We start from the raw sequence: 19631 nt of genomic DNA on the forward strand, positions 1-19631 counted from the left end.
TCGGTTCAAACCGACTAAAAATTTTTCTACTTTTTAGTGAAATCTTTTAGTTTTATGCAAGAGGACTTAAGGTTTTAACCAGGGGTTTCAAGCCCTGGTGGGCTGGGAGAGTTGCAGGTATTAGCTAATCTCAAAATTCATAACTTCCCAAACCCAATGCTTGGCGGGATCGATCGTCAAAACTCGGGTCAATTTCCTTGGACTTTTGAAAATAAGCGCGAGATTCGGTATCCTTACCTAAAGTCCGGGCGATCGCACCAGCCCGGTAAAACATACCCGCATCGCGAATGCCCGAGCGCACTATTTCCGCCATCACTCGATCGGCTTTTTGCCACTCCCCAGCGGCGGAAAGCGCCCAGGCTAAAGTATCCAGCGTCACCGCATCCCGCCGAATTTTCACCTCCTCCTGCATTAACGCCAGCGCTTCCGCGACATCCTGCGATCGACCTTTTTCCAGCAGCAAACTCGCCAAATCCCTGCGGTGGCCAAAACCGCCAGATCCCGAAACCTGTTCCTGTCGCAGCCCCGCTTCTGCTTTGTCGCGAAGTAGCCGCGATTCGATCGCATCTCCCTGCAAATCCTTCACCCTCGCCATACCGCGATCGACAATGCGATCGAACACAGTCGCAACCCCACCAGAATACGCAGAAACCTTGCTGTAATAGCCTTCCGCCTCGCGATAATTGCCCTGGCGCGTCTCCAAATCCGCCAAATAAATCAGCGCCAGCGGGTATCGCGGCACCAAACGCAGCGCTTCCAAAAACAGCGCTTTCGCCTGCACAAACTGCCCGCGACGCGCGTAAAATCGACCCAAGAGCGATCGGGCCCGCGCCGAACCAGCAACCTCTCCCGGTTCCTCCGCCGCCATTGCTTGGCGGTAATCCTGCAAAACCTCAGCATCTCGGCCCTGAGACTCTCTCACTAAAGCTCTCAAAGTGAGAGAACCCAAGTTGGGAATCCGGTTAACTAAGGCTTCTGCGGCTGCATTTGCCTCGCTCACTTTACCCATCGCTAAGTGAGATGTAACTGAAAGGGCGATCGCATCTTCATTGTCAGAACCCACCTGTTTAGCAAAGCGCAAAGCAGTAGCAAAATCGTGTCTGGCCTCGGCAATTCGAGCTAAAACTAACAGCGCACCTTTGTTGTCAAAAGGCAAATCGGCGATCGACCTTTGAGCCGCCTGTTCTGCCAATAAAAACCAACCTCCCTCCCCTGTTGCGCGAGCCATTTTCAAATAAGATCCCGCAAGTGATGCCCGGTTCAAACCGCTGCGGGAATCAACGGCCAACCGCTGCTGGTAAAAAGCAATCTCTTGCTGAATTGCTTCCTTTTGATTGGGATTATTTCTCAAACTTTCCGAAAAATGATAGCGGTAATTAGTATCGAGATGTTCGGGGCTTCTGTTAGAAAATTTATGGGAAATTAAACGCAAATTAGGAGGTAAATTCACTACTACCATCCCAACTAAAGGAACTACTATCAGCAGCCACCACGAGAAAATATCCGATTTTATGTCATGTTTAATTTTAGTTTTCATACATCCGCGTTAATCAGCGTTCATCTGCGGTTCAAAAAAGTATTTTCAATATGTCATTAGCCAATAATTACTGACTAATGACTAATGACTAATGACTAATTAGGCAAAGCCAAATAAGGAAAAGTCGGTTCTAAAGGTTTGTGTCCCTGAGCCGGATTGCCCGGAGTTCCGTTATATGAAACGTTATCGCCAACCGGAGAACCCACCAAAGCTCCCAGAGTGATATCAATAACGTCGTCCATCAGCATACGACCTCCGATCAAGCTTCCTTGAGCATTTGTAGCGCTAGCGTAGCCGCTGGTTTTTGTGGTATCGATCCGCATGACATCGGGTAAGAAAGCTCCGGCGATCGCATTTGGATCGACATTATCCCGACCGTCCAAAAGATCCACAGCATTGAGAGTACCAACAGCCTCCTGCCGCACCGGAGCAGCAGCAGCGCTCAAATCCAATCTCGGAGGAATATTATTAAATGCCTCCAGATAAGCGGGAGAAACTATCAAACCTTCATTAATTGCAGGTCTCGCCAAACGCTCGAATTGTTTGAAACCGCCAGCTCCATCCCGGATCGAAACTGTTGACCAAACATCAAAAGTATTCGCCGCAGTTCCTGCTTGCAAGAAAGCTTTGGGAACGCGGACAGCAATTGTATTGACGTTGTAACCTTTAGTAAAGTCCACTGCTTGATTCGGTTCTTTAAAAGCAGTGCGCGGCCCAGTTCCCAAAGCTGCGGCGCGAACTCGGAAAAATTGTTCCACATCAAAGAAAAACGGGTCTTCGCGTAAACCCGCAAATACAGTCAAGTTAGAACCGCCCACAGGTACTGTATTCAAAACAGCATTAGAATTCAGCGGAGTTGTGGCAATTAGGCCGCCGTTAACTGTAGTCTTAGCAACAGTCTCCGAGCCACCGCGAACAACAGTTACAGCTACCGCTTGCATACCTTGATTGTTAGGCGGACTGAAGGCAAACCGCAAGATAATATCCGAACGTCCAGTAGGTGTAGAATTCACGTCACCTACCTGCGTGATGTGAAATTGGTAGAGGGCTGTAGTGCTGAAATAATATTGATAACGGGCTACAGACCTGGGATTTGAATTCATGGTAAATACTAAATCCCCGTCCGCAGCACCGGAGTTTTGGTCTTTTTCGCGATATACGTACAGGTCAGTTAAATTTACAGCGCGACCTTTAATATCTACTTCGCCGTCGTCGTGGTCGGAAGCGACAATTATCCCTGGAGTTAATAGAGCAATTAGAGCTACTTCAATAGCTAGTATGGTTCGGCGAATTTTTTTTGTGAGCTTCACAGTTAGCACCTTTATTTCAATGAGATTTTTCCACAAATCAATGGTAAATAACCCGCATTCGCGAGTTTTACTTTTGTAGCAACAGGTTGAAATCTGTCAACCTGTCGCGCTTTTGCGCTGTTGCTGAGCCTTGTCCTATTGGTGGTATACGAAGGTTTGGCAATTTTGGATCTGTGCTGCCCGACTAATTTATGTAAAAAAGTGTGTTATTGAGGATTTACTCGTTCCCGGACTATGCTTGGGAATGCCCGATCCGAGACAGAGCCTCCCTCGCTCTACTGGAGACAGAGCCTCGCTTCTATGGGTTTCCATGCTCTGCTTGGGAGCGAGCAGACAGAGCTTAGGAACGAGTTAATGGCGCGGTTTTGACTGTTCAGGCTCAGGGCATTTCTTCGTTGTGCATAAAGCGGATTGTTAAGTGTCAAAAAAATTACTAATCAGGTGGTAAAATTCAAGATAACTTGGGATTTTTACAATTCAAAGCACGACAAAATTAGCCTGAAAAGGCACTCCAGGTTGTACCCCAGACTTCAAACTTACAATTATGTTCTGTAGTGATATACGCCGAAATTTTAATTTTGGATCTGTGCCGTCAAAACAAAAATTTTGGGTACACTGAAATGACAGGCCAGAAGTTAGGCGATGAATCGCTGCTTTTAGTGCAGATTGCCCAGAAAGACCAAACGGCATTAGCTAAACTTTACGATCGCTACGGTCGCCCAAGTTACGCTCTCGCTTACAAAATTCTGGGATCGGTAGAAGAAGCTGAAGAAGTGGTACTCGATGTTTTTTCCCAAATTTGGCAAAAAGCAGCAACTTACGATCCTTCTCGCAGTCGAGCAGATACCTGGTTGTTCATGCTTACCCGCAGTCGTTCCCTCGATCGCCTGCGAACGATGCAGCGAACAGTCCGGGCTGCTGAAGCTTGTTTGGAAGATGCGAAGATACCAATCTCTAGCGTTGCAGAACCGATGGAAGATGCAATGTTTAAAGAACGCAGGGAACAAGTCAAAGCGGCATTAGAAAAACTGCCAAGGGAACAGCAAGAGGCGATCGAACTGGCCTACTACCAAGGGCTGACTTGCACGGCGATCGCAGCTAAAACTGGTATCCCGACAGGTACAATCAAAACCAGAATTCGATTGGGTATTTCCAAATTGCGTCAAGCTTTGAGCGAACAATTTTTTTAGACTGTTAAAAAACTTAAATTTTGTTTTTTAACAATCTAAAATTCTACCATTTCCCATCATCTATCTTGAGTGCGAGGGCAGCAGACCAATCTCAAATTTAAAATCAACTTAGGCTGAATTACAATTAATGGCGGAAAACAGATGGAAATGATGCCAGACGAGGAGTATAAAATCCTTGCAGCCCTTCAAGCTCTCGATACCCTCGACGAGTCAGAACGCGGCGCATTTGCAGAGAAATTGAAAGAGTCCGCAGAACTGACAAGTGAATTAGCAGCTTTTGAAGCGGCAATTGCCGCGATCGCCTACACAGTCCCCCCAGTTCCCGTCGCACCCGACCTCAAAAACCGCCTGTTCCAGCGCATAGCCGAACTGCCGCTAACCCCGACAGAATCAGCCACTATAAAGCCAATTGTTACCTCCCCAACAGAGAACAATACTCCATCTTTAATCGTGCGATCACACGATGTCAAATGGAAATCTTATGGAGTTCCGGGAGTTTCGTTCGGCAAGCTTTACATTGACAAAACAAAGCGCGAAATTACCTGCTTGATGCGACTAGACCCTGGAGTAACATTTCCCATGCACCGACACGCTGCCTCGGAGGAAGTGGTTGTATTAGAAGGAGACTTAATTGTAGAAGGGGAAGTTTGCCATCAAGGCGACTACATTCGATCGGTTCCCGGTTCCACACATTCGCCCCTCACACAAGGGGGATGTTTGCTGTTAATGAAAACTTCCCTAGACAACGAAATGTTCGTCTGATATTATGTCGGTTGATTTTCCTGCAAGGATTTATTTTAGCTTAGTCGGGGCTGGTTTATGTATGCCGACTTTTATGGGAAATTATTGAGTGTTGTTGAAACTCGCCTTTCCAAGTATTTCGTCGGTTAATTTACCCGACACGTTCTAACTCAAGAAGATCGCATTATGCGGTTAAAAATTACAAATATATCACGTAATTCCATGCTAAATTACTCGCGTTTAACTGCTGTTATGTCCGCCGTTATCATACAATTTGTACCAAGCAACCAAAGCGCGATCGCCCAAGAACGCGAAGGATGTTTTCTTGTTAATTCATTGGGAGAAGTAATTAACTTAAATTTGTTGTGTTCGCTTCAAGAATCCGACATTAAGCTGACAGGAAACGATGGGAAATTTCTCGAAGACTACAAACGCTTAGCAAAAAGCTACTCTCCCGAAGCAACGGATAATTTATTGCAAGCAATCCAAAGGGCACCTGGTCAAAAAATTGCGGCCGCTAAAAGAATGTGTGCGGAAGCAAAATCCGGAGTTTCTCTGCCGGAAGTTAAATTAAGAGCGATCGGGCAAGCTGTCAGTATCGAAAATCCAAGTCTCAAAGAAAGTTTTCTGGCGGATGCCGATATTATTACCACCCTTGCCGCCAATCATTATTGCCCGGAATTAGCCAGTAAGTAATCATGAAATCTTTAGAGACACGGTAAGGAAGTATCTCAGTTTTGATTTTACAGGAGTGCAAGGGGGACGTTGGCACTCCTAAAAAACGCTTTTTACAAAACTGAGATTCTCCCACGGTAGTGCCGCGTCTCTAGTTGCAGTTACAATATTAATTGTCCTCTTGTCGCGCAACGATCCATGAAATTACCGGACATGAGATGAAACATTTAAAATCAAGTTCCGCCGACTTGCGGGATTTATTCAAAGACAGCATTACAGTTAAATACCTCGCGGAACCGTTGAAATCTGTCCCAGCTTGCGAAGATGCCGCCCAATTGCGATCGTGGATGGAGGCCCGCGATTTTGACGTGCTCGGTATTGAAGAAAAGGGCACGGTTTGCGGCTATGTAGAACGATCCCACTTAGGTAAAGGCAAGTGCAGTGACTACCAGCAAATTTTTCACCCCTCACAATTAATCGCCGCTTCGACTCCTTTGATGGAATTGCTGCCGCTGCTTCGAGAAAAACCGAGATTATTTGTATTGGAAAGCAACAGGATCAACGGGATTGTTACCTGCGGCGATTTGCAAAAAGCACCAGTGCGGATGCTGCTGTTTGGATTGGTGACGCTTCTCGAAATGAATTTATTGCGAATCGTGCGGATTTACTTTCCCCAAGATTCTTGGCAAAAATTGCTTAAGGGCGATCGCATTTTAGCCGCAAAACACCTTTGGGAATTGGGGCGATCGCGAAATGAAGCAATTGACTTAATCGATTACCTGCAATTCTGCGACAAGCGAGATTTAATCCTCACTTCTGCTGAAATAGTCGATCGGCTGGGGCTTAAATCCAAACGCTACGGGGAGCGTTTTTTAAAGTCAGCAGAAGCATTGAGAAACAAATTAGCTCACGCTCAAGATTTAATTAACGGTTCTTCTTGGCCGGAAGTAATTTTTTTAGCTCAGGAAATAGAAGCGCTTTTGCAGCGATGCGAAGAAATTGAAATTGCCACACCCGCTGAATGAAAAAGCATTTAAAAAATCAGAAAGGTTGGAGACTAAGGAATGAAAAATCAATAACTTGCACAATTAAACCCCAGAAGCCTTGATCCAAGGTAAACTATTGCTCTATTAGTCACCTTATTTATTTTTCATTCCTTAGCCATTAGGAAGCTAATTTAACGGTAAATTCCGAAAAATTCAGTAAAAACGAGCTGCAACTTTTCCAGAACTCCGACTTCAAGAGAGTGCCGACTTCTCAGTCGGCACTATATATATTAATCTCTCTTACGAGCAACAATGTGAAAAATATGCCAGTGTTTTTCCTCGCCTAGCGCCGTTACTCCAGGATGTTCTTCTTCGTCAAACCACTCAATCTCAAAGGACTTTAGCAGCACTTGAATTTGTTCGCGAGTATGATGAGTGCGATTGGGATAAACAGCCCATGAGTCGCGATCGCCAAACAATTGACCGCAGAAATATCCTCCTGGATGTAGCGATGTCACGATCGTTTCCCAAAGATGGGGGAAATCGGCGGGCTGACAAAAAGGAAGGCAAAAACTGGCATTGATTAGATCGATCGATTGAGGCAAAGTTAAGGTTTCAAAACGCATCAATTGAGTTTGCAGGAGATCGCGTTGAATCGGACGATCCAGCAGGCGATCGAAGGCATTTTGTTCCCTGTCAATCGCTAAAACCCGCCAGCCTCGACGCAGGAGTTCCACCGTATCTCGTCCATCGCCACAGCCTAAATCTACAGCGAATCGAGGACGATCGAGCAACGGTTCCCTGTCAAAAATTGACAAGGCTTTCAGCAAAGTTTCATGCGGCGGGCGACCTTCCACCGCTTGATAGTAAGTCACCCAATTCTGTTTCATCTTCTTCTTCCTCCTCTACAAATTTCCCCTCTCCTTCTGACTCTTAATTTTTAATTTTTAGTTTCCTGTTAGTATAGTGAGGAACCCAGCCTTGAGCAGTGGTGTAATACTGCAAGGCTTTCAAGTACAGCGACGGAGTGAGATAAAACCAATGTTCGGTATTGGCAGGCACTTTAATGTATTCTTCAGCTTGCAGCATTAATTGTACCTGAGAGCCGTTAGAATACACAAACCCAAAAACGCATTCCCCAGCTAAAATGTGAAGAACTTCTGCATCTGTGTGGGTGTGAGTGCGATGGCTTTGAGTCATCAGCGCGTAAATCTGCTGCGAACCTGGATGCAGCACTTTTAAGTCGCACCACCGATATCCGCTGGCGCGCTTAAACTGTTCAAACTCGCTATTAAAGGCTGCGAGAATCTGCTGTTTTTCTGTAACATTGAGAATGTCTTGAACGAGCAGTTCTTGAAACGCCGGATTTTCGTTTGTGGGCAGGGAATCGATCTCAATATTTAAAACTGCCAGTTGACTGGCGATCGCCCGGATATCCGTATATGTTCTACCGTCTTCTAGTTGCAGAACAGCCATATTACCACCTAATGTGTTGAGCTTTGAGGGAAATTTAGTTTCCATTTTTAAGCTGCTGTTTTAAGCTTTGGTCAAAAACTAAACTCCTGCTTATTTTCAATAATAGCCGATCGCTAAAATTCCATGTCTTGCCTCGCCAATCATCAAAGCAATACCACCCATAAAATAACTTTGTGGTTTTTTTAACTTTTATTTAATAACATTTACTGGAGTTAATGTAAGGTGGGCCATAAGCACCGCACAGCTTAACTAAAAAACTCAAAACTTTCAACTAAAACAGCAGGAGTCCCGCAGTCTAACGGTACTCCGTTGAGTGACGGGAGGAATGCGCGTGAGGCGTACCCGCTGAACAAATTATCTCTAAACGCAACAGAATTTCTTCAATACCTGATACAATCACGTCATGAAACAAGTCCTGACAGTATCTTGCAAGCTCCAAGTAACGCCTGAGCAGTTCATCAAAATTGATGCAACCCTTCAGGCGTATGCTAATGCTTGTGAATATGTGAATAAAACTGTGTCACCAACGCTGACAAATGAATTGGCGATGCAATCCTTGGTATATCACAATGTCAGAGATATGTTTGGACTTTCGGCGCAGTTGGCAATCCATGCTATTAGACGGGTTTCTGGCAACAGAAAAACAGCTAAAAAAGATGGGAAGCCAGTCAGCAAATTTGCTCCTACTAGCGTCACTTACGATACCCGTATCTTTTCTTTTCGGGAAAAAGATTGGACAGTAAGTTTGACTACTATTGGTGGTAGGGAAAGGTTTGTACTGGCTATCGGAAACTATCAACTGGGATTGCTGAAAGGTCAAAACCCCAAGACTGCTACTTTGTGCAAACGCTCTTATGGTAGTTACTATCTTAATATTCAGCTTGAATCTCAGCCAGCCGAGCCTCCACCAAGCAATCAAGTTTTGGGCTGTGATTTGGGTAGGACTGACATTGCAGTTACTTCTGATGGAGATACATTTAGTGGTAAACAAATTACCAAAGTTAGAAATCATTATGCCAAGCTGAGAGCAAATATCCAGCGAAAAGCCACGAAAGGCACACGCAGCACTCGGCGTAGATGTCGAGAATTGTTGAAACGGTTGTCGGGCAAGGAAAAGCGCTTTCAGACATTGGTAAATCACACTATCAGTCACCGTATCGTAACGAAGGCTCAAAACAAAAATCAACTTGTCGCTTTAGAAGATTTGACTGGAATTAGGGAGCTCACAAATCAGCAGCCACGCTCGAAAAAAGAGCGGAGACTTAGCAATAGCTGGGCCTTCTTTCAGTTGCGCCAATTCCTAATCTACAAAGCTATAAAGCATAGCGTAAAGATTTTGTTTTTTGAGCCTAGATACACTAGCCAAATGTGCCACAAATGCAATAAGATTCACCCTATACAGGGTGAATCTTATAGAAACGGTAAAAAGTTTGCTTGTGGTCATTGTGGATGGAAAGGTGATGCCGATTTAAACGGCAGTAAGAATATTGCTGCTATTGAGGCTTTCGTAAATAAGCCCGAAGGTTCGAGATTGTTTTGCAATTTGCAAAATCATTTCAGGGCTATTGAAAGCCCACACTGTACCTGTACTCAGGTCAGTGCTGGGTAATTTACATCAGCATCCCCGCGATACAAGCAGTCATAAAACAAGCCACAGAGCCAGCAATCATCGCCCTCACGCCCAACCTCGCCAAATCGCCTTGCCGCTGCGGAGCCATCGCGCCAATTCCCCCAATCTGAATCCCGATCGAACCAATGTTAGAAAACCCGCACAAAGCATAAGTCGAGATAATTTGCGATCGTTCAGAAATCGCCTGTTGTTTCACCAATTCCATCAAATCTAAATAAGCAATAAACTCATTCAAAATAGTTTTTTTTCCCAAAACAATCCCCACCGCTGCACAATCAGCCCAAGGCACCCCCATCAGCCAAGCAACCGGAGCCATCAAATAAGCAAAAATTAATTCTAGCGACAACTGAGGCAAACTAATTAGCCCTCCAAACCACCCCAAAAGCGCATTAAAAAAAGCCAACAAACCCAAAAAAGCAATCAGCATAGCGGCCACATTCGCCGCCAACTTCAACCCGTCGCTAGCACCCGAAGCCGCCGCATCCACCGCATTAGCATAAACCTGTTCCACCTTCACCTCCACCTCCCCAGCAGTCAGCGACTTTTCAGTTTCTGGGTACAGCAATTTAGAAATAGCCAAAGCTGCTGGTGCAGACATCACCGACGCCGCAATTAAATGTTGAGCCGGTACTCCAAAAGAAATATAAGCTGCCATGACTCCGCCGGCAATTGTGGCAAATCCTCCCGTCATGACAGCATGGAGTTCCGAGAGCGTCATTGCCGCCAAATAAGGTTTAATTAACAAAGGAGCTTCCGTTTGCCCGATAAAGATATTCGCAGCACAAGAAAGCGTTTCTGTGCCAGAAGTTTTCATGGTTTTAATCATCAACCATGCCACTGCTTGGACAACTCGCTGCAAAATGCCGTAGTGATAAAGTATGGTGATAAACGAAGAAAAAAAAATGATAGTAGGCAGCACTTTAAAAGCGATAAAGTGTTCGGCAAAATTGTCTCCAAAGATAAACTTTGCCCCCACATCAGAAAAATTGAGAAACTGCGTCACCAAATCTGCCAAAAATTTAAAGACAGCCAAACCAGGAGCTGTTTTGAGAATCAAAATAGCAAAAATTAGCTGTAAAGCAATTCCCCACAATACGGGCGGCCACTTGACAGCGCGCCGATCGACTGAAAAGGCGTAGGACAAACCGACAAAAACAGTTAACCCGAATACAGAAATAAGTCGTTCCATTTAGCAATTTTTAGAGAATGTGCAGCAAGCATTTATCCTTACCAGGCTCTGATAATCCAAATTAACAGTCCGATCGTACTTTATGTCGTTTCCAGAGGCCGCAATGAGTTCGCGGCGCGGGCAGCACAGCCCCGGAGGGCGCATAATACACGATGCAGCCCGATCGCATACAATCTGGGCCAGTTTCGCTTACAATAAAAGGCTAAACCTCAAAATTACGGCGCAGCCTCATTGCTGCTACTTTTATGTCTCTACCTATAGTTGCTATTATTGGACGCCCCAATGTAGGCAAATCGACGATCGTCAACCGTTTAGCCAACACCCAAGACGCGATCGTCCACGACGAAGCAGGAATCACGCGCGATCGCACTTACAGACCAGCATACTGGGGCGATCGAGAATATCAAGTCGTAGACACCGGCGGGCTAGTATTCGACGACGAGACAGAATTTCTGCCTTTAATTCGCGAACAAGCAATGGCAGCCCTCGCAGAAGCCAGCGCAGCTATTTTCGTAGTAGACGGACAAACGGGGCTCACCGGCGGCGACGAATCGATCGCATCTTGGCTGAGACTGCAAAAAGTCCCAGTCATTCTCGCCGTCAACAAATGCGAATCGGAAAATACAGGACTCACCCAAGCAGCCGACTTTTGGCAATTGGGACTGGGAGAACCTTACCCAATTTCCGGCATTCACGGCAACGGCACCGGCGAATTGCTAGACAAATTAATTACTTACCTTCCCACGGAAGTATTACCAGAAGTTGAGGAAATTAAAGTAGCAATTATCGGTCGTCCCAACGTCGGCAAATCGAGTTTGTTAAACGCATTTCTCGGAGAAAACCGCGCCATAGTCAGCCCGATTTCCGGCACAACCCGCGACGCGATCGACACCTTAGTAGAACGCAACGATAAAACCTACCGCCTGATCGACACAGCCGGAATTCGCAAAAAGAAAAACGTCGAATACGGCGCAGAATTTTTCGGGATCAACCGCGCTTTCAAAGCCATCCGCCGGGCAAACGTAATACTGTTAGTAATTGACGCAATTGACGGCGTTACAGATCAAGACCAAAAATTAGCCGATCGCATCAGCCAAGAAGGTCGCGCCTGCATCATAGTCGTCAACAAATGGGATGCTGTAGAAAAAGACTCCGACACCATCTACGAGTACGAAAGAGAAGTAAGAACCCGACTTTATTTCCTCGACTGGGCCGAAATGATTTTTGTTAGCGCCATGACTGGGCAGCGAGTTGAAAAAATCATTGAATTAGTAGACAAAGCATCCGACGAACACAAGCGCCGCGTCACTACCGCCGTGATTAACGAAGTCATAGAAGAAGCCACAACCTGGCACTCAGCCCCAGTTACCCGCCAAGGAAAACAAGGCAAAATCTATTACGGTACTCAAGTGCGATCGCAGCCACCGACAATCGCCCTATTTGTCAATGATCCCAAACGCTTCACCGAAAATTACCGCCGCTACATGGAAAGCCAATTCCGCAAACATCTAGGCTTTACCGGTACACCAATGCGGCTACTTTGGAGAGGCAAAAAAGTTCGTGCCACAGAAATGAGCACCACAAACAGAGCACTGCGCGTCAAGTAATTTTCGATTTTAGATTCAATAAAAAACGCAATTTAACGACCAAAGCAAATTGCGTTTTTTTCTATTCTCTTCCTTCTCTTTTTTCTAGGCGTTTTTCGCGTCTTCGCGGTTCAATAAATTAGTATTATTAATAATCGACAATCTAAAATCTAAAATCTAAAATCCTAAGATGGACTTACTTCGATCGCTCCCCATAGGACTTTACCTAGAACAACCAGTAACCTGGCTTCACAGGCTAGACTCCCGCGTAAAATTAGCTTGGTTGATGACATTTCTGATTGCACCAATACTCGCCAATCCCATCTGGCGGTTGATGCTAGTAGGAATGTTAATCTTACTGACACTAACAGCAGCAATTCCCTTGCGCGTGTGGAAACAGCAAATGGGAATGCTGCTGCTATTCTGCCTATTAGTATTTTGCCTCAGCGCGATCGCCCCCGACGGACTCCCCGCAGAACACCAGCCCCGCATCCCCGCCGACGAATTAACCTTTTCCCAACAGCAGGCCACCCTTCCAGCCCCTCAAAAGCCCAAACCCTGGTACCAATCTTTTAACTTAGGCTCAAACTCCCCAATCCCCAATAATCCCAAAGCCCAAAGCCCAAATCAACTCCCCCAACCCACAAACTACCGTTACGTTGTATTCAAACAAGGCCCGATTAAAATCACCCGCAAATCCCTAGATTTAGCTATCAACGTCAGCACCCTATTTTTCACAGTAATTTACAGCACCAACCTCTACCTTCTCACCACAGCCAGCGAAGAAATTACCGCCGCGATTGAAAACTTAATGCAGCCTCTGCGCCGCTTGAACTGGCCTGTTACCGAAATAGCCTTAACATTAACTTTATCTTTGCGGTTCATTCCCCTAGTATTGGAAGAAATACAAAATTTAGTACGATCGGTCAGAACCCGAGCGATAAACTGGAAAAAACTCGGATTTCGCAGCGCAGCTCAAGTGTGGTTGATGATAGCGGAGCGGCTGTTAGAAAACTTGCTCCTGCGAGCTGAACAAATTGCCAGCGCCATGAAAGTTCGCGGCTTCACCAGTCCCGATCGACACCGTGTAGAATGGCACCAATTGCAATTGAAAATCCGAGATTGGATCGCCCTCGGATGCTTGATCGTCCTCTGGAGCGCCCGCTTCGTTTGGGGTTGGGACAGTTGACAGTTGACAGTTGACAGTTGACAGCTTGCCCGCTCGCAAAGGAGAAGGGTTGACAGTTGACAGTTGCATAGTACCGAAATCAAACCATTTATGCTTGACGGGTATCGGCCACCTATCCAAGCAAAACTGATACCAGTTTCCAACAAAAATGCAACTGTAGGTGGACTCCAAACCCATATCCAGTCAGTCATCCCCAAATCTAAAATCTAAAATCTAAAATCTAAAATCTAAAATCTAAAATCGTATGAGATGCTCCCACGCCTCAGTCCTGCTAAAGTAATGGAGATAAATATTTAGAGAACCAAGACCTTGAACATCTATCTTGGGACAGATATCGTATATGTTCCGCGCATTCAAGCCGCATTAGACCGGTTTGGCGATCGCTTCCTCGAAAAAGTTTACACGCCCGCCGAACAAAGGGATTGCGGGCAACTAAATTCTCAACAAAGCAGTATTAAAGGTAAAATGAATCGAGTTTCCTGCAACCAGCTAGCGGGGCGCTGGGCAGCAAAAGAAGCCGTTGTCAAAGCTCTAGGCACGGGATGGCGGGGAATACGGTATGCAGATGTGGAGATTCGGCGCTCCGAAAACGGTGCTCCTAACGTGCAACTGCACGGAACCGCAGCAGCACAAGCCTCTGTTTGGGGAAATTGCCAGTGGCAATTGAGCCTCAGCCACGACGGAGACTATTGCACGGCTACGGCGATCGCCCTTTGTAGCCCCCCGTCAAACAACGCCGTCGGGCGATCGAGTGAAACTAAAATCTAAAATCTAAATCTTTAATCTAAAATTGATCGATTGTGAGCGTGAATGACTACCGAAACTTACCTGAATCATCCAAACTTTGGCCTCCTCTTCAGGGTATCCCAGGTTGAAGACAGCCAAGAATTATTTACCACCCTATACGCCCAGCGCCTGTTTTTTTTAGTGACAAACGGCCCAGGCGGGCTGAGATTTGAACCAATCAGTCGCTCCGACGCTCGCCTCATGGTCGAAATTCGCCTGCGAACCCTGCGTCGCAGCGGTCAATATCAGGAGTACGACCAATTGCAGACCATTCACCAGCGCACATTTCAATAACGAAAATCAGTAATTTGGTAATTGGTAACTGTCTTAATTTTCCTTCCCTCCCGTCAAGAGCGTTGAGCACCCATGACTATAGCCTCTCGAATTAACAGCATTCGCCAACACTTGCCGGACTCAGTGCGGTTAATTGCCGTTACCAAACAGGTACCGACTGATGCTATCCGCGAAGCATACGACGCCGGTATCCGGGATTTTGGCGAGAGTAAGGTTCAAGAGGCTGCCGAAAAACAAAGCCAACTGCAAGATTTACCGGATATCAACTGGCACTTGATCGGCCACTTGCAAGCCAACAAAGCCGCCAAGGCCCTAGAGCATTTCCAGTGGATTCACTCTCTCGACAATTTAAAACTCGCTCAGCGACTTTCGCGCTTGGCGGGGGAAATGTCCTGCTCCCCCCAAGTCTGCCTGCAAGTCAAAATGTTGCCCGACCCGGACAAATACGGCTGGAGCGTTCCAGAACTGCTGGCCGACCTTCCACAACTCAGCAAATGTCAGCATATCAAAATTCAAGGTTTGATGACAATTCCTCCGCTGGGATTAGATGACTCCCAAATCCTAGAATTATTTAACAGCACTCACGAACTTGCACAGAAAATCCAGCAGCAAAATTTGCCCTGCATTCAAATGCAGCAGCTATCGATGGGGATGTCGGGGGATTATCATTTGGCAATTCAAGCAGGTGCTACTATGGTACGGCTAGGACAAACCTTATTTGGCTCTAGGAGGGGATAAATAATTGAAATCTTCTAATAAAGACAATTTAGGTTAAATATAGAGTAGTCAGCCGCCCGCGACTAACGCGCAACGCGAGTATAGTCGGGGCAGCCAAGTCGTGAAGGAGCGTGAATCATGAATATTTTTTCTAAACTGCGAGATTTTGTAGGCATCAACAATGAGCCTGAGTACGATGACGTTTACGACGAAACGGAAGGGGAGCGCTATCAGAACTTCTACCAAGCGCCTGAACCGAACCCCGCTGCCGTCGCAGCAGCAGAAGAAGAACGTCGTCAAAATCGTAGAATGCGGGAGCGGTCAGTAGTAGGATCGACAGGTATGGATGTCGTTGCACCAACCGGCGGAGTAGGGTCAGTAATGAATAACGTGATAGGAATGCCTGGAGCTATGAACGGGATTTCGGAAGTAGTAGTAATGGAGCCGCGCACTTTTGAAGAGATGCCGGCAGCAATTCGAGCCCTTAAGGAACGGAAGTCTGTGGTTTTGAACCTCACGGTGATGGACCCAGACCAAGCGCAAAGAGCTGTGGACTTTGTGGCGGGCGGTACTTATGCCCTTGACGGTCATCAAGAGCGAATTGGTGAAAGTATTTTCTTGTTTACGCCTAGCTGCGTGCAGGTGAGAACTCAGTCTGGTGTGGTTCATGAAGTTCCTCCTGCTCAAGGACGCCCTCGTCCTGCTGCTCCTGCACCAACAGTCTGGCCGGCAGAACAAGCTCCAATCGCTCAGTAGTCAGTAGTTAGTAGTCAGTTGACAGTGGTGAGTAGTCAGTAGTCAGTAGTCAGTAGTTAGTAGTCAGTAGTCAATAGTTAACAACTAATAACTGTGGAATAAACACTGCGGATTAATAACATTAGCTAACAACTAAGTAACCAATGACAACTGACAACTGACAACTCAAAAGTGACAACTCAAAAGTGACAAGTGACAACTGACTAATGACTAACATAAAATTTGGTACGATCGGCGGCGGGGTAATGGGAGAGGCTCTCTTATCCCGCTTAATTGCACAAAAAGTTTATTTGCCTTCTGAAATATTGGTGAGCGACCCACAACTTCAACGTCGCCAATTTTTGACGGAAACCTACGGGATTGGAACAACAGCCAGCAATCTAGAAGTTGCTGCCGCTACAGAAGTGCTGTTTTTGGCGATTAAACCGCAAGTTTTTGATACGGTAGCTTTGGAGTTAGCGGTGGCGGCCGATCGCAAACAGGGAAATAATGGAGAAACGGCTAATTCCCACCCAGAAGCGCTGGTAGTGTCGATTTTGGCAGGAGTGCCACTCAGCAAGCTCGAACCAGCTTTTCCCGGCCGGGGAGTGCTGCGGGTGATGCCGAATACTCCAGCCACGGTAGGAGCGGGAATGAGCGCGATCGCCCCGGGAAAACTTGTTCAACCGGCTGATTTAGAATTGGTAAAGCGCATCTTTCAGGCCGTAGGAGAAGTGGTAGAAGTACCTGAGAGTATGCTGGATGCGGTGACAGGGCTTTCCGGTTCCGGGCCTGGTTATGTAGCAGTTTTAATTGAAGCATTGACAGATGGCGGAGTTTGTGCTGGGCTGCCACGGGCGATCGCCTCTCAATTAGCTTTGCAAACAGTATTCGGTACGGCAAAGCTATTGCAAGAAACGGGAATGCACCCAGCAGAATTGAAAGATCGAGTTACGAGTCCCGGCGGCACAACTATTGCGGGAATTGCTAAATTAGAGAGTAACGGCTTTCGTTCTGCACTAATCGAAGCAGTGAAAGCAGCTTGTTTGCGTTCTCAAGAATTGGGCAAATAAGTCAGGAATAACGCACAGAAACAATCATAAACGAGTTCAATCGCACTTTAAACCTGCCGCTTTTGCCGTCCGATATTTGACGGGAACAAAAGCTACACCAAACTGTTCTTTTCGACATTTGACAATATGCACTAACTCCGGTTGAAAATTTTGGCGATCGCCATTCGCATCAAACTCAATAGTTCCGGTTGCTCCTGTGGCGCTAAAATTCGGACTCGCAATAGTTTTCTGCATCCCTTCGCGACTGGGTTGCGGTTGGTTTTCTATTGCTTTAATTAGCGTCCGAGTTGCATCGTAGGTTAAAGCTGTGCGGTGGTTGACATTTCCTCCCCAAAGCTTTCGAGCATTATCGGCAAATGTGCGGTTGGGAGCAGCTAAGGGATGCCAAGAGGATGATGTCACCAGTTTCTCAAAAGACTGTAACTGGGAAGCGGTTTCTAAGGTTTTCTGGCTATAGATTCCCCCGGTTCCCACTACCCAATTGCGATCGCCATTGGCTTTAATAAGTGCCATCGCATTTTTTACTGCATCCGGGACATGACTCGTAGTTAAGACGATCGCGGTTTTCTCACTGCGTTCGACTTCTTGTAATGCTAGTTCAACATTGAAATTTTTCTTACACAAATCGAATTCAGTGATGCTGAAAATATTTCCTCCTGCTTGTCTAAACTGTTTTCTGAATTCTTCCCACAATGAAGAAGTAGCTTGAATCTCAGGACAGTAGAAACCCACCGCTTTTTTCTGACCTGCGTTTTCACTCAGATACTTTTTGAAAGCTTCAGCAGTAATTTGATTTCTAGGCACAGTGCGAAAGAAAAACTTCCGAGGTTTTTCTGTTAATTGTTCAGTTGTACTCCCAGGCGAAATTAAGACCAAGTGATTTTTGTCATAAATATCGACTGTATGCACAGTCATCTTGCTAGTATAGTGACCGACGACACCCAAAATCTCGGTTTGCTTCACGAGTGAAGAGGCCCTAGCTTGTGCCTCTGCTTTCAGATTGGCATCGTCAGCGATAATGACTCTAATACCCTTGCCATTAATGTCTTTACCTGGTAAAAAATCTTGACCTGGAAAGTCGTTATTGCGCTCGGAATTAAAAAGTCCTAGATTGACTTCTGTTTGGGCGTGGGCAATGCCGCGCAGCATTTCTTTAGCCAAATCAGAATTGACAGTACCTCCTTCGGTGTTGCTGATGGGAACGGCAACTGCAATGGTGTAATAATCAGCTTTTTTTGCCTTCAAAAGGGCATTATTTAGGTAAATTAAAGTTTCTGGATCTTTGCGTTCTTCTTCGTTCCACGATTGTTTAAATAAATTAAATGCTGATTGATAGTTGGTCGTAAAAAACTCATTAATTCCCCGTTGTTTTAAGCGAGGACTCGATGTTTTTATCAGGATTTCCTCGCCACAACTCACAGCATCTCCCTGGATTAAAGGACAAGTTTGAGGTGTAAAAATTTTGTGTATTAAAAATGCTGCTAGCCCGAGGCATCCTGCGATCGCGATCGGCAAGCAGACTCTCAATGTATCTTGCCATTGGTGTTTAGGCTTAGGCAGCAGAGGTTGTTGTGAAGGGGGGGCAGGTGAGTGCAACGCTGTTAGCGAGATCAAATCCTGCAACACTTCAGCAACAGATTGGTAGCGATCGTTAAAGTGGTAGCGCACCATCTTATTTAAAACTTTTTTCAGCTTGTCGCTAATTTGTACCATCGGGCGATCGTCAGTTGAGTAGTGCCAGACGAGTTCCCCAGTTTTTTTATCATGAAAAAAGTCTTCAATATCTAACCCTGCGATCGCTTGAATGCCGATGATTCCCGCAGCATAGATATCGCTGTTAAATCTTGGTTGATTTTTCCACTGTTCGGCTGGCATATAACCGTCTGTACCGATGACGCGAGTTTGAGTTATTTGACCGTTCTCGATCGCCAAAGTGCCGATCGCTTTTACTGCCCCAAAGTCAATTAACACAATTTTGCCGTCAAGGTGGCGCCGGATTAAGTTTGACGGTTTCAGATCGCGGTGAATAATACCTTGAGAGTGGACGCAATCTAAAACTGACAAAATATCTTGCAATAAATCAATAACTTCTGACTCCTGAAACTGCCTGAGAGATGCGAGTTCTTTGTTGAGCGGATTTCCTTCGATGTATTCTTGAATTAAGTAAAATTTTCCCTGTTCTTGAAAGCGATCGATTAACTTGGGAATCTGCGGACACTTATCGAGATACTTCAGGGTTTTAGCTTCTTTTTCAAATTGGTGCTGTGCTTCCTCCAACAGCCGCTCATCGTTAGATTCAGGAGGAGGAATTTCCTTGACGACGCACAGGGGATTTTCGGGGCTGCCCAAAGCGTCGTTAGCCGTATAGGTTTTAGCAAACCCTCCCTCACCTAATTTAGCGATAATTCCGTAGCGATCGCGCAGAATATCCCCTGGATTCAGACACATAAGTTTTTTACAATCTCTCGATTCGCTGCACTCGTTGATGTTGATTTTACCATCGGGCGGGGACGGGTT

General features: G+C 46.0%; 18 protein-coding genes. 12 read left to right on the forward strand and 6 right to left on the reverse strand.

Translation table 11 applies throughout. The features are described from left to right. Positions 1-130 precede the first annotated feature (130 nt). On the reverse strand, positions 131-1537 hold the full coding sequence (locus QUA42_RS04790) for a tetratricopeptide repeat protein (protein ID WP_333135578.1): 1407 nt from the start codon (positions 1535-1537) through the stop codon (positions 131-133). Between the two features lie 95 nt (positions 1538-1632). Continuing rightward, positions 1633-2847, reverse strand: a complete 1215-nt coding sequence (locus tag QUA42_RS04795) for a DUF4331 domain-containing protein (protein ID WP_333135579.1) — start codon at positions 2845-2847, stop codon at positions 1633-1635. A gap of 620 nt (positions 2848-3467) precedes the next feature. Here QUA42_RS04795 and QUA42_RS04800 point away from each other — a divergent pair. The 4 genes from QUA42_RS04800 to QUA42_RS04815 all read left to right on the forward strand — a co-directional run bounded on the left by QUA42_RS04800 (position 3468) and on the right by QUA42_RS04815 (position 6478). Further along, complete coding sequence (locus tag QUA42_RS04800; RefSeq protein WP_333135581.1) at positions 3468-4037, forward strand: sigma-70 family RNA polymerase sigma factor; 570 nt, start codon at positions 3468-3470, stop codon at positions 4035-4037. A gap of 141 nt (positions 4038-4178) precedes the next feature. Beyond that, positions 4179-4799: a cupin domain-containing protein gene (locus tag QUA42_RS04805; RefSeq protein ID WP_333135583.1), complete on the forward strand. Its 621-nt coding sequence runs from the start codon at positions 4179-4181 to the stop codon at positions 4797-4799. A gap of 201 nt (positions 4800-5000) precedes the next feature. Further along, entirely contained in the window at positions 5001-5474 is a 474-nt protein-coding gene (locus QUA42_RS04810; protein ID WP_333135585.1) for a DUF732 domain-containing protein, read from the forward strand. 197 nt (positions 5475-5671) lie between these two features. Continuing rightward, complete coding sequence (locus QUA42_RS04815; RefSeq protein ID WP_333073065.1) at positions 5672-6478, forward strand: hypothetical protein; 807 nt, start codon at positions 5672-5674, stop codon at positions 6476-6478. 251 nt (positions 6479-6729) lie between these two features. On the opposite strand, the gene QUA42_RS04820 is transcribed toward QUA42_RS04815, so the two are convergent. Continuing rightward, positions 6730-7329 (reverse strand): class I SAM-dependent methyltransferase, encoded by a 600-nt coding sequence (locus QUA42_RS04820; protein WP_333135587.1) that lies wholly within the window; start codon positions 7327-7329, stop codon positions 6730-6732. A 43-nt stretch (positions 7330-7372) separates the two neighbouring features. Beyond that, the gene (locus QUA42_RS04825) at positions 7373-7960 is read right to left on the reverse strand and encodes an acireductone dioxygenase (RefSeq protein ID WP_333135589.1); all 588 of its coding nucleotides are present in this window, start codon (positions 7958-7960) and stop codon (positions 7373-7375) included. 358 nt (positions 7961-8318) lie between these two features. Here QUA42_RS04825 and QUA42_RS04830 point away from each other — a divergent pair, with 358 nt between their 5' ends. Next, positions 8319-9524, forward strand: a complete 1206-nt coding sequence (locus tag QUA42_RS04830) for a transposase (RefSeq protein ID WP_333135591.1) — start codon at positions 8319-8321, stop codon at positions 9522-9524. 1 nt (position 9525) lies between these two features. On the opposite strand, the gene QUA42_RS04835 is transcribed toward QUA42_RS04830, so the two are convergent. Next, complete coding sequence (locus QUA42_RS04835; protein ID WP_333135593.1) at positions 9526-10734, reverse strand: NupC/NupG family nucleoside CNT transporter; 1209 nt, start codon at positions 10732-10734, stop codon at positions 9526-9528. 245 nt (positions 10735-10979) lie between these two features. Between QUA42_RS04835 and der the strand changes: the two genes are divergently transcribed. The 7 genes from der to proC all read left to right on the forward strand — a co-directional run bounded on the left by der (position 10980) and on the right by proC (position 17114). Beyond that, positions 10980-12341: a ribosome biogenesis GTPase Der gene (gene der / locus QUA42_RS04840; RefSeq protein ID WP_333135596.1), complete on the forward strand. Its 1362-nt coding sequence runs from the start codon at positions 10980-10982 to the stop codon at positions 12339-12341. Between the two features lie 169 nt (positions 12342-12510). Further along, the gene (locus tag QUA42_RS04845) at positions 12511-13509 is read left to right on the forward strand and encodes an energy-coupling factor transporter transmembrane protein EcfT (protein WP_333135598.1); all 999 of its coding nucleotides are present in this window, start codon (positions 12511-12513) and stop codon (positions 13507-13509) included. A gap of 309 nt (positions 13510-13818) precedes the next feature. Continuing rightward, entirely contained in the window at positions 13819-14277 is a 459-nt protein-coding gene (gene acpS, locus QUA42_RS04850; protein WP_333135600.1) for a holo-ACP synthase, read from the forward strand. A 42-nt stretch (positions 14278-14319) separates the two neighbouring features. Further along, positions 14320-14589: a transcriptional coactivator PipX gene (gene pipX / locus QUA42_RS04855; RefSeq protein WP_006634205.1), complete on the forward strand. Its 270-nt coding sequence runs from the start codon at positions 14320-14322 to the stop codon at positions 14587-14589. Positions 14590-14661: 72 nt separating this feature from the next. Then, positions 14662-15327, forward strand: a complete 666-nt coding sequence (locus QUA42_RS04860; RefSeq protein ID WP_333135602.1) for a YggS family pyridoxal phosphate-dependent enzyme — start codon at positions 14662-14664, stop codon at positions 15325-15327. Between the two features lie 117 nt (positions 15328-15444). Next, entirely contained in the window at positions 15445-16062 is a 618-nt protein-coding gene (locus QUA42_RS04865) for a cell division protein SepF (RefSeq protein ID WP_006634207.1), read from the forward strand. A 206-nt stretch (positions 16063-16268) separates the two neighbouring features. Then, complete coding sequence (gene proC, locus QUA42_RS04870; RefSeq protein ID WP_333135604.1) at positions 16269-17114, forward strand: pyrroline-5-carboxylate reductase; 846 nt, start codon at positions 16269-16271, stop codon at positions 17112-17114. A gap of 36 nt (positions 17115-17150) precedes the next feature. On the opposite strand, the gene QUA42_RS04875 is transcribed toward proC, so the two are convergent. Continuing rightward, entirely contained in the window at positions 17151-19562 is a 2412-nt protein-coding gene (locus tag QUA42_RS04875) for a bifunctional serine/threonine-protein kinase/ABC transporter substrate-binding protein (RefSeq protein WP_333135606.1), read from the reverse strand. Positions 19563-19631: the final 69 nt, after the last annotated feature.

This window comes from Microcoleus sp. Pol11C2 (genome assembly GCF_036701505.1).
Classification (GTDB): domain Bacteria; phylum Cyanobacteriota; class Cyanobacteriia; order Cyanobacteriales; family Microcoleaceae; genus Microcoleus.

Excerpts from the sequence above, each read along its gene's own strand:
- QUA42_RS04790 (WP_333135578.1), bottom strand. The coding sequence starts at position 1,537 with ATGAAAACTAAAATTAAACATGACATAAAATCGGATATTTTCTCGTGG.
- QUA42_RS04800 (WP_333135581.1), top strand. The coding sequence starts at position 3,468 with ATGACAGGCCAGAAGTTAGGCGATGAATCGCTGCTTTTAGTGCAGATT.
- QUA42_RS04805 (WP_333135583.1), top strand. The coding sequence starts at position 4,179 with ATGGAAATGATGCCAGACGAGGAGTATAAAATCCTTGCAGCCCTTCAA.
- QUA42_RS04810 (WP_333135585.1), top strand. The coding sequence starts at position 5,001 with ATGCTAAATTACTCGCGTTTAACTGCTGTTATGTCCGCCGTTATCATA.
- QUA42_RS04815 (WP_333073065.1), top strand. The coding sequence starts at position 5,672 with ATGAAACATTTAAAATCAAGTTCCGCCGACTTGCGGGATTTATTCAAA.
- QUA42_RS04820 (WP_333135587.1), bottom strand. The coding sequence starts at position 7,329 with ATGAAACAGAATTGGGTGACTTACTATCAAGCGGTGGAAGGTCGCCCG.
- QUA42_RS04825 (WP_333135589.1), bottom strand. The coding sequence starts at position 7,960 with ATGGAAACTAAATTTCCCTCAAAGCTCAACACATTAGGTGGTAATATG.
- QUA42_RS04830 (WP_333135591.1), top strand. The coding sequence starts at position 8,319 with ATGAAACAAGTCCTGACAGTATCTTGCAAGCTCCAAGTAACGCCTGAG.
- QUA42_RS04835 (WP_333135593.1), bottom strand. The coding sequence starts at position 10,734 with ATGGAACGACTTATTTCTGTATTCGGGTTAACTGTTTTTGTCGGTTTG.
- der (WP_333135596.1), top strand. The coding sequence starts at position 10,980 with ATGTCTCTACCTATAGTTGCTATTATTGGACGCCCCAATGTAGGCAAA.
- QUA42_RS04845 (WP_333135598.1), top strand. The coding sequence starts at position 12,511 with ATGGACTTACTTCGATCGCTCCCCATAGGACTTTACCTAGAACAACCA.
- pipX (WP_006634205.1), top strand. The coding sequence starts at position 14,320 with ATGACTACCGAAACTTACCTGAATCATCCAAACTTTGGCCTCCTCTTC.
- QUA42_RS04860 (WP_333135602.1), top strand. The coding sequence starts at position 14,662 with ATGACTATAGCCTCTCGAATTAACAGCATTCGCCAACACTTGCCGGAC.
- QUA42_RS04865 (WP_006634207.1), top strand. The coding sequence starts at position 15,445 with ATGAATATTTTTTCTAAACTGCGAGATTTTGTAGGCATCAACAATGAG.
- proC (WP_333135604.1), top strand. The coding sequence starts at position 16,269 with ATGACTAACATAAAATTTGGTACGATCGGCGGCGGGGTAATGGGAGAG.
- QUA42_RS04875 (WP_333135606.1), bottom strand. The coding sequence starts at position 19,562 with ATGTGTCTGAATCCAGGGGATATTCTGCGCGATCGCTACGGAATTATC.